We start from the raw sequence: 11975 nt of genomic DNA on the forward strand, positions 1-11975 counted from the left end.
CTTTCCTACTGGCCAAGCCGTTCGAGAAGGGCAGGGACATGGACCTGGTCGGCCTTGTAGTTGCCGGTCAGCATGTACATCATGATGTTGACGCCGGCGCGGTAGGCGTATTCGCGCTGCATGTCGTCCGGGGGAACCGTCGGCAGGACCGGTGCTCCCTGCTGGTCGACGGCCCATGCGCCGGCCAGATCGTTGCCGGTGATCATGATCGGCGAGACGCCGTCACCGCCGGAGGAGACCTGGTTGGCGCTGTTGCGCGCGTCCTGACGCGCCTCGACCCAAAGGGCGCTGCCATTGTAGCGGCCCGGGAAATTCGTCAGCAGATAGAAAGACCGCGCGAGGACGTGGTTTTCCGGCACCGGTTCGAGCGGCGGAATGTCGATATTGGCGAGAATCTGCTGCAGCCGTTCGCCATTCGGCGTGCTGCCGCCACCGCCGAGTGAGGAATACTGGTCGCGGGTATCGAAGAGTACGGTGCCGCCGTTGCGCATATAGGCGTGAATGCGCGAGATCGCGGCCTGCGAAGGCATCGGCGCATTTGCGGAAATCGGCCAGTAGATGATCGGGTAGAAGGACAATTCGTCCTTGGTGATGTCCAGACCGACGGGCGCGCCGGGCTCCAGCGTCGTCCGATAGGTAAGGAACTCGGTCAGACCCGCAAGCCCCTGTTCGGAAATGCGATCGACATCGGCTTCGCCGGTCGTGACATAGGCGAGATGGGTCGTGTCGAGATGTTCGAGGATCTGTTCGTCTCCGGCTTTCGCACCGCTGCCTTCCGGCATTTCCTGTGCGGAAACCGGGTGAGGCTGGAAGGCGAGCAGACCGAAAGCGATTGCGGCGATTGCTGCCGTTGCAGCACCTAAGCGACGGCGCGATCCCTTCGGCAGGCGGGAAAAGGCGCCGTTGATGAAGAGCACGATCAGGCTGTCGAGAATGAGCATTGCGAAGGCGGCCGCGAACAATGCAGGGCGCAAGGAAACCGCTTCACCACCAGCGAGACCTTCACGCGTGACGGCGCGGCCTATCGGGGCGGGATCGAAGGCCGCGAGTTCTGCACCGGGCGGCAAGAGGTTGACTGCGGAAAAACCGTCTTCGATGCCGTAAAGGCCCGGAGGATGGTCGAAGGTCGCAGAGGCTGTTTCTCCGGCGCGGATCATGATCGGGCGCACGCCGCTGGTTTCGGTCGAGAGAAGGCCGTCAGCGGTCAGCAGGCGATAGGCGGGAAGCGTTGCGGCTGCGTTCTCGGAACCTGCCGATGCGGTTGTAGCACCTCCGGCGCGGGCCATCTGGACGACACGGCGCAGCATTTCAACGAAATTGCCAGAGAGCGGCAGGTTCGACCAGGTGGCTTCGGCGCTGGTGTGGAAGAGAACGAGGCGACCGGCATCGACATCACGGGTGGTCACAAGCGGCGTGCCATCGGCAAGGCTTGCCCAGGTGCGCTCGGCAAGATCCGGCGTCGGTTCGGCAAGAACCTGGCGGGTGACGGTAATATCGGTTGCGCGCGGCATGCCGGCGAAGGGGCCGAAGGTCGGGAAGTCCGCCAGCGACTGCGGCTCCGACCAGGACATCGCGCCACCGAGTGCACGTTCGCCCTGGCGCAGCCTTACCGGCACAAGCGGATCATCGGCGGGGGCGGCCGCTAGGCGCGGACCGGCAAAACGGATCAGCGTGCCGCCGCGGGCGATCCAGCGTTCCAGCGGCTCATAGGTTTCGGCCGGAAGGCGGCCGACATCGGCCATGATGATGGCAGACGGGTTGTTTTCGAGGATCTGCGGGATCGCAACGGCAAGGTCTGCCGTATTGGTCTGGATGATATCTGCATAGGGCGAAAGCGCCCGGTTGATGTAATAGAGCGGCTGCAAAAGCGGCTGGAAATCGCTGCCGCTTTCACCGGAAATCAGTGCGATGCGGCGGCGCTTGAAACCGTCGTCGAGCAGATGGGTGGCGCCCGCGGTGGCGAGGCCCTCGATGCTGAGGCGGGCGAAATCGTTGCGCAGTTCGAAAGGTGCGGAGATTTCAGCCGTCGCGGTGCCTGAGCCGGCTGCAAAATCGACCGTACCAGCGGCGAGTGAGCGGCCTTGCTGGTCGAGTGCATTGACCGTCAGCTGTTGCGGAGCGGCGGTATCGAGGCGGGTCGCGGTGACGGCCATGGTTTCGGAATTGTTGGTGGCGCCGGTGAGTGCCACTGCGCCACGACCTTCGCCTTGGTAGAGACGAACGTCATTGGGGGCGAACGCGGCAAGGGCCGTCATCGCGTCATTGTCTCCTGGAGCGGCGATGCCGTCGGAGATCAGCGCCACGGTTCCGAGCGGGTTGCCGTCGAGCGCTTCCTGTAGTGTGCGGATGGCGCGTAGGCGATCGGGAACAAGCGGCTTCGGCTCGGCAGCGGCAAGCTTGTCGCGGGCGCCAGACGCAGTGCCGGCAGTGGGCTCGTTGTTCGTATCGGCGGTGAAGGTCAGCGAGACCGGAACGTCGGCGCTTTCAGCCTCGTCGATCAGCATGGTGGCGGTTTCGACGCGGCGTTCCCAGTCGACCGAGCTCGACCAGCCATTGTCGATGACGAGCGCCAGCGGGCCATTGGCATTGAGCGAACTGGCGCGCGGGTTCATGACCGGATCGGCGATCGCCAGAATGACGGCGGCTGCAAGCAGCATGCGCAGAAGCGTAAGCCACCAAGGGCTCTGGGCCGGGGTTTCCTCGCGCTTCAGGACTGTTGCGAGGATGCGAAGCGGTGGAAAGACCTCCGCTTTCGGGCGCGGCGGGGTGAGGCGCAGCAGCCACCAGATGACCGGCAGCGACAGGAGCCCGAAGAGGATCAGCGGATTGGCGAAGGCAAGCGCGTTCATGTGCGGCCTCCCGGGAATGTCGCGGGCATGCCGGACAGTTGGCTGTGAACGGCAACCAGCGCCTCGGAAGCGAGATGATCGGTGCGGTGGAAGGTGAAGCTCCAGCCGAGACGGCGGAGACCTTCGCCCAGCGCTTCGCGGCGGGCGAGATAGGCTCGCTGGTAATCATCGCGGATCTTTTCGGCGCGGCCGGAGGTGAGTTTTTCGCCCGTTTCCGGATCGGTGAATTCGGTGCGGCCGGTATAGGGGAAGGTCTCTTCGGCGGGGTCGGCGACTTCGATGACATGGCCGCGCAGGCCGCGTTTTCCAAGCGGCGAGATGCGTGACATGACGCTGTCGGCATCATCGAGAAAATCGCCGATCAGGACGATATCGCTCTGGCCTCTGATCATCGCGGTTTCCGGCATGCCTGTGGTCGGTGGCGCATGCATGATGGCGGTCGCCAGCCGTTCGGCGGCGTTGCGGGCCGAGACCGGCTCCATGATGCCGGGACACCCGATGCGTTCGCCGGAGCGGGCAAGGATTTCGGCAAGCGCCAGCATCAGAACGAGTGCGCGGCTTTCCTTCGAGACCATGGCGTAGGTCGACTTGTACATCATCGACGGCGACATGTCGGCCCAGAGCCAGATCGTGTGGGCAGCTTCCCATTCACGGTCGCGGACATAGGTATGGTCGTCGCGGGCGGAGCGGCGCCAGTCGATGCGCGACAGGCTCTCGCCTTCGGCGTAAGGCCGGAACTGCCAGAAGTTTTCGCCCATGCCGCGCTTGCGCCGGCCATGCCAGCCGGCGATCACCGTATTGGCGATGCGCTTTGCTTCCACCATGCAGTCGGGCACGAGTGCCGCACGCGCCTGGGCGCGGGAGAGGACTTCACTGCTGGGTGTCTGCTCGACGATCTGGCCGATTGATGCCACGCATTGTCCTTTCGAAAGGCCGGGATCTTATCCGCGGGCCTGCTTTACCAATCCGGCGATCACGTCGCGCACCGACATGCCTTCGGCACGGGCGGCGAAATTCAAGGCCATTCGGTGTTCTAGAACCGGTTCCGCCAGCGCGTAGATATCGTCGAGCGAGGGAGCGAGGCGACCCTGATAGAGTGCGCGGGCACGGGCGGTCAGCATCAACGACTGGCCGGCGCGTGGGCCAGGACCCCATGCGACATGTCGGTCGGTATCGGCATTGCCGTGGCCAGGGCGGGCGGAGCGAACAAGCGACAGGATCGCGTCGACCACCTTGTCCGAGACCGGCATCTGGCGGATCAGCATCTGGATTTCCTGCAGGCGGGTACTATCGATGACGCCGCGCGGCTTGGCTTCGGCAAGACCTGTCGTGCCGAGCAGGATCTGCCGTTCGGCATCGAGGTCAGGATAGAGGACATCCACCTGCAGCAGGAAGCGGTCGAGCTGGGCTTCCGGCAGCGGATAGGTGCCTTCCTGTTCCAGCGGGTTCTGGGTGGCCAGAACATGGAACGGGGCGGGGAGATCGAAACGCTGGCCGGCGACCGTGATGTGATATTCCTGCATGGACTGCAAGAGCGCCGACTGGGTGCGCGGCGAGGCGCGGTTGATTTCGTCGGCCATCAGCAACTGGGCGAAGATCGGGCCCTTGATGAAGCGGAAGGAGCGGCGGCCGGTTTCATCCGTATCCATGACTTCGGAGCCGAGAATATCGGACGGCATCAGGTCAGGCGTGAACTGGATGCGGTTGGAATCGAGGCCGAGAACGGTGCCGAGCGTGGTGACGAGCTTTGTCTTGGCGAGGCCCGGCACGCCGACGAGCAGGGCATGGCCGCCGGACAGGACGGCGAGAAGCGTGTTTTCCACCACCCGTTCCTGACCGAAAATGACCTTGGCGATTTCCTCGCGGACGGCGGCGATATCGGACAGCGCCTTTTCGGCGGCAGCGACGATTGCCTTCTCGTCAAGAACGGCCTCGGTTGGATTCATCACGCCCATGTCGTTCTCCATAATCAAGGTCGATATTCATCTGCCGGTCGGGTGTCCGCCCTCAGCACGAGTCGTTGCACCGCAGCAAGTACATTAGCCTCAGAAACTATTACCCGAAATAAGGCTGACAAGCTCGTTCCGAATGACTATCTCGTGAGGAATGATCGCGACGGTCAACGATTAATTTCGAACCGGGACTGAATGATGGCAGCAGAGACGATAAATTCGGCGCCCGACGCCGCCGGCCTTGCGGCCCTGATTTCGCGCGCTGCCGAGCAATCGGGAGGCAAAAGTCGCGGATTGCCGCCGGTGGAGAAGTGGAATCCGCCCTTTTGCGGCGATCTAGACATGGAAATCCGGACTGACGGCACATGGTTCTATATCGGAACGCCGATTGGTCGGGCGCCGCTTGTGCGGCTGTTTTCGACCGTCTTGCGCAAGGATGACGACGGCAGAACTTATCTCGTCACGCCTGTGGAAAAGGTCGGAATCCGCGTCGTCGATGCACCGTTCGTGGCGGTCGAGATGCAGGCGGGAGAGCGAGATGGCGCCCCGCTGATCACATTTCGCACCAATGTCGGGGATGTCGTCGAAGTCGATGCTGTCCATCCATTGCGGTTCGAGATTGTTGGTGAAGAGCGGCAGTTGAAGCCCTATGTGCTGGTGCGCGGAAGGCTGGAGGCGTTGGTTTCTAGAGCTATGATGTATGAGTTGGTCGCGCTCGGGGAGACGATCACGATCGACGGGATAGAGATGTTTGCGGTTCGCTCAGCGGGCGAGGTCTTTCCGATCATGCGGGCGGATGAACTGGAGCGGCTGGCATCATGAGTGACCTGACCATCGATGAGACAGCACCGTTTTCAGCCGGAGAATTCCGTCGCCGGGCGCTGCATCAAAGCGGCAGGCCGCTCGATGCGGCCTGGGGGGATCACGGCGATCATCGGCTCAATCCGCAGTTCGTTCAGTCGGCGCGCGATCTCAAGCTGCGCGATGCGGCGGTGCTTGTACCGGTCGTCGATGATGGAAACGAGGCGAAGATCATCCTGACGCAGCGGACGGCAAGCCTGCGCAAACATTCTGGCCAGATCGCCTTTCCGGGCGGTGCCATCGATCCCGAGGATGCTTCGCCAGAACAGGCAGCGCTGCGCGAGGCGCGTGAGGAGATCGGGCTTGATCCCCGTTTTGTCGAGCCATTGGCGCGGCTGCCCAACTATTATGCGCCATCGGGTTTTCGCATCACGCCGGTGCTTTCCGTGGTCAGGCGCGGTTTCGAGCTGACGCTCAACCCGACCGAGGTGGACGATGTGTTCGAGGTGCCGCTGTCGTTTTTGATGAACGCGGCCAACCATCAGCAGGGCAGCCGCCAGTTCAACGGGACCGAGCGGCATTTCTATCTGATGCCCTATGAGGACCGGAATATTTGGGGGATTACCGCCGGTATCCTCCGTACGCTTTATGAAAGGCTTTATGCATGACTTCTGTGGCTGGCGAGACCTGGTTTCAGGACACGGCCCTGCAACGTGTGATGGCGCTGCTGAATTCCGATGGTGGCGAGGCGCGGGTCGCAGGCGGCGCCGTGCGCAATGCGCTGATGGGGCTTGCTGTCGCCGATGTCGATATCGCGACGACGCTTCGGCCTGAAGTGGTGGTCGAGCGGGCGAAGGCTGCCGGTATCAAGGCGGTGCCGACGGGTATCGAGCATGGCACGGTGACGCTGGTCGTCGAGGGCCGTGGCTTCGAGGTGACGACGCTGAGGCGGGATGTCGAGACCAACGGACGCCATGCCGTTGTCGAGTTCGGCACCGACTGGAAGGCGGATGCCGAACGGCGCGATCTGACGATCAATGCGCTTTATGCGGATGCCAATGGCGAGGTGATCGATCTCGTCGAGGGGCTGAAGGATATCGAGACGCGCACGGTGCGTTTTATCGGTGACGCCAGCCAGCGGATCGCGGAGGATCATCTACGCATCCTGCGGTTCTTCCGTTTCTTTGCCTATTATGGCTCGGGACGGCCGGATGCGGATGGCTTGCGTGCCTGCGCGCGCGACAAGGACATGCTTTCGAGCCTTTCGGCCGAGCGCGTCTGGACCGAAACGAAGAAGCTGCTCGGGGCACCCGATCCATCACGGGCCATGCTCTGGATGCGACAGGCCGGCGTTTTGACGGCAATCCTGCCGGAGACGGAGAAATGGGGCATTGATGGCATTCACGCTCTCGTTGCTGCTGAACGGGCGATCGGCTGGAAGCCAGAGCCGCTGTTGCGGCTGTCGGCGATCGTGCCGCCGGATGTCGAGCGGCTCGAAGCGCTTGCAAAGCGGCTGAGATTGTCGAATGCCGACGCGTTGAAGCTGCAACAATGGGCGGCAACGCCCATGCCACCGGATGAGGTAACGGATGTCGGTTTCGCACGGCTTCTCTACCGGCATGACCGGCTTGGCATGATATTCCGACTGAAACTGGCGCTTGCTTCGACCAGGGCGGTCGCCGAGGGCGATCCGGTGGCTATGCGCAAGAGCGCGAGGCTTTCTCAGCTTCTGTCCAAGGCAGAAAAATACCAGAAACCGGTCTTTCCGCTTTCGGGGGGCGATGTAATCGCTGCGGGCGTTCCGGCTGGAAAACGGGTTGGCGAGATACTCAAAGAGCTTGAGGAGTTCTGGATCAGCCGCAACTTTTTGCCCGAGCGGCCCGAACTGGCCGCCCGGTTGGCGAATATGGCCAGCGGCCAAAGCTAACCGCTAAGCCTTCAAGCAAGTCGCCGTCGCCAAGTCGCTGCACCATCTTGCGCGGCCTGTTTCAGGCTGGCGCGATCTCCTCGTTGCGGATACGTGCCTTGATGTTTTCCACCATGTTTTCGCGGATTATCTGTTCACCGTGATCGCTTCGCATATGCGCGACGGCGCGGCGCACGATCTCCGCGTCTTCTTCCGCGCGCGTGTGCCACTGGCAGCCGGGCACAAGCGTACCGCATTCAAAAAGCCGCATGGCCTTTACCTCCCTATGGTTGATGTCGGCCGCCCCGCATCGGGCGACCGAGAATAAACCGTCAGAATGCGTTGAGGTTCCGAAGCAAGGTCTCTGGTCAAGGACCGGAGCTAATCCCGGATGGCCCAGGACTGGAAAACCGAACCCGCTGGCGGGTTGACGGGCATCGACGGGTTCTCATCGGTTGCCGATGCATCCGGCTTGAAGCCGGCCAACTGGCGCTTCACCTGCGCAATGCAGAAGGAAAGAGGGAGTTCACCCCCGCTTTTTACCCGCATCTCCGTTGCAAGACGGTCAATGAGTTCGGACTTGCTTGGTGTTTTGGAGTTTGCGTCGCCTTCAACGGGGGCGACGGATCGAGGCATGCTATTCGATGTAGTCATCGGATACTCCTCCCAGTGTATTTTCACAAACTAACACCGGGAGAGACGATTCGTGTATGACATTTATCAAATGTACGATGCCGTACGAAAAAAAGTTCGTGAGCGATCGTGATCACGCTGGCTGTGGTTACGGCCAGCGTACCGCCGGGGGTAGGGAAGAGAGGATCGATTCCACATTCCCGCCCGTCTTCAATCCGAAGATCGTGCCGCGGTCGTAAAGCAGGTTGAATTCCACATAACGGCCCCGGCGTACCAGCTGTTCGTCACGCTGTTCTTCCGTCCAGGGAGTGTTGAAATTGGCTCGCACGATGCGCGGATAAACGAGGTTGAAGGCGCGTCCGACATCCTGAACAAAGGCGAAATCGGCATTCCAGCCGCCCTTGTCTTCCGAGGACTGCAGCCAGTCGAAAAAGATGCCGCCGATGCCACGTGGCTCGTTGCGGTGTTTCAGGAAGAAATACTCGTCGCACCATGCCTTGTAGCGCGGGTATTCAGCGACGGCCTCATGGCGTCTGCAGGTGATCTCCATGGCGCGGTGGAAGAGCTGGGTATCCGGGTCTTCCTGCGTCCGGCGGTCGTTCAACATCGGGGTGAGATCGGCGCCCCCACCGAACCAGTTGCTGGAGGTCACGACCATACGAGTGTTCATGTGAACGGTCGGGACATTGGGGTTGACCGGATGGGCAATCAGCGAAATGCCGGACGCCCAAAAACGCGGGTCTTCCTCCGCGCCGGGGATCTGGTTGCGGAAGTCCGGTGAAAATTCGCCATGGACGGTGGAGGTATGGACGCCGACTTTTTCGAAGACGCGGCCTTCCATCATCGACATGCGGCCGCCGCCGCCTTCGCCTTCATGGCGCAGCCAATCCTTGCCGACGAATGCTCCGGGGGGCTGGTCAGAAAGAGAGCCTGTCAATTCGTGCTCAAGCGCTTCGAACGAGGCGCAAATCGTATCGCGCAGGTTTTCGAACCACGCACGGGCTGCCTGCTTCTTATCTTCGATATCCTCTGGCAGGCCTTTCGGCAGGTTCGGTCGTTCCATCATGCGTCCTCTCGTCATTTTGCGGTCGATTCGGCTCCTCTTTCCCCGCCATACCAGCAATGGCTTTAATGGGCTATTCTACCAGCCATTTCACGGCTTCCCATCCATTGAAAATCGGACTCGCAAAACGTGCGAACCACGCTTATCTTCGTTTATTAGCAAGGTGCGGAGAGGCTTTCATGGCGAAATTCACACCACCGCCGCTCGACGGCTTGAAGCGGCGTATCGACCGCCACCGGCAGCATATGGCCGGCCAGCGCTCCGGCATGTTCGTGCGCGAAACCTACCAGATGTCGCGGGTCGACGCGCGCGAAAAGGCGCGGGAATGGTTTGAGGAATTTCCCAAGGCTGCCTACTGGACCGAGGTGGAAAGCTGGCGGCAGCTGGAGGGTGACCAGATCGAGTTCACCATGCGGCGCCTGCCGAGCGCGGACTAACCACATACGGTGCTAATCTTTGATCTCAGGATCGTTTTTCCGCCTGCCTCAGTCTGCTTTCGATGAGCGAGCCGCTTTCATCCAGAATGGGATGAGCAACCGAGACGATGTGGGCGTTGATGCGTTTGAGATCGCGAAGCATGTCGAGATGTATCGAGCTCGTCTGCAGGCTTTCAAGCCTGCCTGATCTCAGACGTTCGAGATGGCTTTCCGCTGAGCGTTTTTCCAGCCGCCGGACATCGACCTTTATCTCCATCAGTCGCCTTGCAAGGTTGACGTCGCCGGTGACGAAGACCGTCTGGGCAGTGCGCAGATTGTCGATCGTGAGATCAAAGAGATCGGCCAATTCCTTATAGCCGTCATCGGAGAATTTCAGGCCCTTTTCGATCTTCTTGCCCAGTTGGTCGCAGAGACCCTTTTCGATGATATCGCCCATATGTTCGAGGTTGATGGCGTAGTCGATGATGGCGATCGAACGTCGGGCATTGTCGTCGCCCAGTCCCTTTTGTCCCAGTTTCGACAGATAGAGTTTCACGTCCTGCTGCAGCCTGTCGACACGGCCTTCGAGGAGGGCGATCTCCTTCAAGGGCGCAAGATCGTTGTGCTTGAAGGCATTTTCGGTGCGGATCAGCATGCGTTCGATCTGATCGCCGACACCCAGAACTTCACGCGTCGCATTGGCGAGTGCGCGGATGGGATCATCCAGTTCGTCCGGATCGAGGAATTGCGGGCCTGTTTCCTTCTCTGGCTCCTCAGGGATCAGGCGGGTCATGAGATCCGAGATCAGGCCGCCGAAGGGCCAGGCGATGATTGCCAGAAGAAGGTTGAAGGCGAGATGCGCGTCGACCGGGAGTTTTTCGGGCGAGATCGGCAATGTCTGCAGAAGATCAGCGGCTATGCCGGCAAGCGGGAGAGCAAGAGTGCAGCCGATGGCGCGGACAAGCAGGTTACCGCGCGTGATGCGGCGTGCTTCGGGCGGGCTGGTCAGCGTAGCGACGACGGGAGGGATCGCGCCGCCGAGATTTGCCCCGAGAATGAGGACAACGACCAGTCCCGGCGAGGCGATGCCGCTCGATGCCAGCGACAGGACCAGAATGACGATCGCGAGGCTTGATGAGGAGACGAAGGCGAGAGCGGCGGAGAAGAGGAGTGCAACCAGCCAGCTGGAATCGAGCAGGTTCAGAAATGCTGCAAGTGCTGGCGATTGCCGCATCGGTTCAGTCGCCAGCCCAAGAACCTGGAGCGACAGAAGCATCAGGCCGATACCGATCAGCGCCGTACCGAAGCCTTTTCGAGCGGCGGAGCCGTTGCGCAACAAAATCACACCGACGAGCAGCAGCAGAGGCGCGAAGACCTCGGTTCCTGCCGCGACCAGCCAGGCGGTGACGGCCGTGCCGATATTGGCGCCGAGCAGTACGATCTGCGCCATGCGCGGATTGACCAGACCGCGTTCGGCAAAAGAAGCTGTCATCAGCGCGGTGGCGGTGGAGCTTTGCAAGGCGATCGTTGCAACGAGGCCGGACAGGAGGGAGCGGAGACCGCTTTTCGTGCTGTTGGCGAGCCCGGTTCTAAGCCTCGCGCCAAAGGCGCGGGTCACACCTTCCTTTACCTGTGCGAGGCCGAAAAGAAGCAGTGCGACTGCACCCAGGATATTGATGACGACGAGCGTCGATTGCACTCCAAACTCCCCGAAATGATCATGGAAAACAGAGGGCGATTCCGTTGCCGGCTAATGAATGATAGACCTTTTCCGTAGGTGATCAAGCCACCGCGCGCGACAGATTTTTGGGTTTTCGCGAAGTGCCTATGGTTGCCAGGATGTCTGGCGCATGGCTTCCCCGGCAATCATCGCAGCGGACATCGCCACATTGATGGAGCGTTGCCCTTCTACCATCGGGATCAGGATACGGCCTTCTACCGTATCGTGAACGTTTTCCGGCACGCCGGCGCTTTCCCGGCCGAAAAGCAGGATGTCGTTCGGGTGATAGGCAAATTGTGTATAGGGCTCGGGCGATTTCGTCGTTGCAAGCACAAGCCTGCGTCCGGCCGACCTGCGCCATTCATCGAACTGAGCCCAGTTGACGTGGCGGGTGAGTGAGACCGCCGACAGATAATCCATCCCGGCGCGTTTCAGGTTGCGATCGGAAATATCGAACCCTGCGGGCTCGATGATGTCGACGCCGAGGCCAAGGCAGGCGGCAAGGCGCAGGATCGTGCCAGTATTACCGGGAATGTCAGGCTGGTAAAGGGCGATGCGCAGGTCGGTCATGCCCTTTGATTAGCGGAGATGATGCTTGCCGCTCAAGTCCTTTCAGCCATTCGGATGCGGGGATG

12 protein-coding genes are annotated in these 11975 nt (G+C 61.2%); 4 read left to right on the plus strand and 8 right to left on the minus strand.

The features are described 5' to 3' along the window. Nucleotides 1–5: 5 nt before the first annotated feature. The 3 genes from JZX87_RS17410 to JZX87_RS17420 are packed head-to-tail and all read right to left on the minus strand — an operon-like array spanning nt 6 to nt 4804. A complete protein-coding gene (locus tag JZX87_RS17410) occupies nt 6–2849 on the minus strand; it encodes a DUF4159 domain-containing protein (protein WP_206827007.1) in 2844 nt (947 codons plus the stop codon). Further along, nucleotides 2846–3763 carry a DUF58 domain-containing protein gene (locus JZX87_RS17415; RefSeq protein WP_206827008.1) on the minus strand — a complete coding sequence of 306 codons (918 nt, stop codon included), beginning with the start codon at nt 3761–3763 and terminating at the stop codon, nt 2846–2848. Before JZX87_RS17415 ends, JZX87_RS17410 begins: the two co-directional genes overlap by 4 nt. A 27-nt stretch (nt 3764–3790) precedes the next feature. Next, complete coding sequence (locus JZX87_RS17420; protein WP_206827009.1) at nt 3791–4804, minus strand: AAA family ATPase; 1014 nt, start codon at nt 4802–4804, stop codon at nt 3791–3793. Between the two features lie 195 nt (nt 4805–4999). Between JZX87_RS17420 and JZX87_RS17425 the strand changes: the two genes are divergently transcribed. The 3 genes from JZX87_RS17425 to JZX87_RS17435 are packed head-to-tail and all read left to right on the plus strand — an operon-like array spanning nt 5000 to nt 7529. Further along, entirely contained in the window at nt 5000–5623 is a 624-nt protein-coding gene (locus JZX87_RS17425; protein WP_206827010.1) for a DUF1285 domain-containing protein, read from the plus strand. Continuing rightward, on the plus strand, nt 5620–6270 hold the full coding sequence (locus JZX87_RS17430) for a CoA pyrophosphatase (protein ID WP_148145604.1): 651 nt from the start codon (nt 5620–5622) through the stop codon (nt 6268–6270). Before JZX87_RS17425 ends, JZX87_RS17430 begins: the two co-directional genes overlap by 4 nt. Continuing rightward, nucleotides 6267–7529: a CCA tRNA nucleotidyltransferase gene (locus JZX87_RS17435; protein ID WP_206827011.1), complete on the plus strand. Its 1263-nt coding sequence runs from the start codon at nt 6267–6269 to the stop codon at nt 7527–7529. The genes JZX87_RS17430 and JZX87_RS17435 overlap by 4 nt, the downstream gene beginning before the upstream one ends. A gap of 61 nt (nt 7530–7590) precedes the next feature. Here the strand turns inward: JZX87_RS17435 and JZX87_RS17440 are convergent, their stop codons facing one another. From JZX87_RS17440 to hemF, 3 genes are all read right to left on the minus strand, one after another. Continuing rightward, nucleotides 7591–7779, minus strand: coding sequence for a DUF1059 domain-containing protein (locus JZX87_RS17440; RefSeq protein ID WP_148145602.1), 189 nt, complete (start codon nt 7777–7779; stop codon nt 7591–7593). 110 nt (nt 7780–7889) lie between these two features. Continuing rightward, complete coding sequence (locus JZX87_RS17445) at nt 7890–8162, minus strand: hypothetical protein (RefSeq protein WP_148145601.1); 273 nt, start codon at nt 8160–8162, stop codon at nt 7890–7892. 127 nt (nt 8163–8289) lie between these two features. After that, nucleotides 8290–9204, minus strand: a complete 915-nt coding sequence (gene hemF / locus JZX87_RS17450; RefSeq protein WP_206827110.1) for an oxygen-dependent coproporphyrinogen oxidase — start codon at nt 9202–9204, stop codon at nt 8290–8292. Between the two features lie 179 nt (nt 9205–9383). On the opposite strand from hemF, the gene JZX87_RS17455 reads away from it, so the two are divergent. Further along, nucleotides 9384–9641, plus strand: a complete 258-nt coding sequence (locus JZX87_RS17455; protein ID WP_148145600.1) for a hypothetical protein — start codon at nt 9384–9386, stop codon at nt 9639–9641. A 25-nt stretch (nt 9642–9666) separates the two neighbouring features. Here JZX87_RS17455 and JZX87_RS17460 read toward each other — a convergent pair whose 3' ends face one another. Both JZX87_RS17460 and JZX87_RS17465 read right to left on the minus strand, forming a co-directional pair. After that, nucleotides 9667–11319, minus strand: coding sequence for a Na/Pi cotransporter family protein (locus JZX87_RS17460; protein WP_206827012.1), 1653 nt, complete (start codon nt 11317–11319; stop codon nt 9667–9669). Nucleotides 11320–11445: 126 nt separating this feature from the next. Beyond that, nucleotides 11446–11910: a tRNA (cytidine(34)-2'-O)-methyltransferase gene (locus tag JZX87_RS17465; RefSeq protein ID WP_206827013.1), complete on the minus strand. Its 465-nt coding sequence runs from the start codon at nt 11908–11910 to the stop codon at nt 11446–11448. Between the last annotated feature and the right edge of the window lie 65 nt (nt 11911–11975).

Origin of the sequence: Agrobacterium sp. Ap1, assembly GCF_017313375.1 — a bacterium.
Lineage (GTDB): Bacteria > Pseudomonadota > Alphaproteobacteria > Rhizobiales > Rhizobiaceae > Neorhizobium > Neorhizobium cellulosilyticum.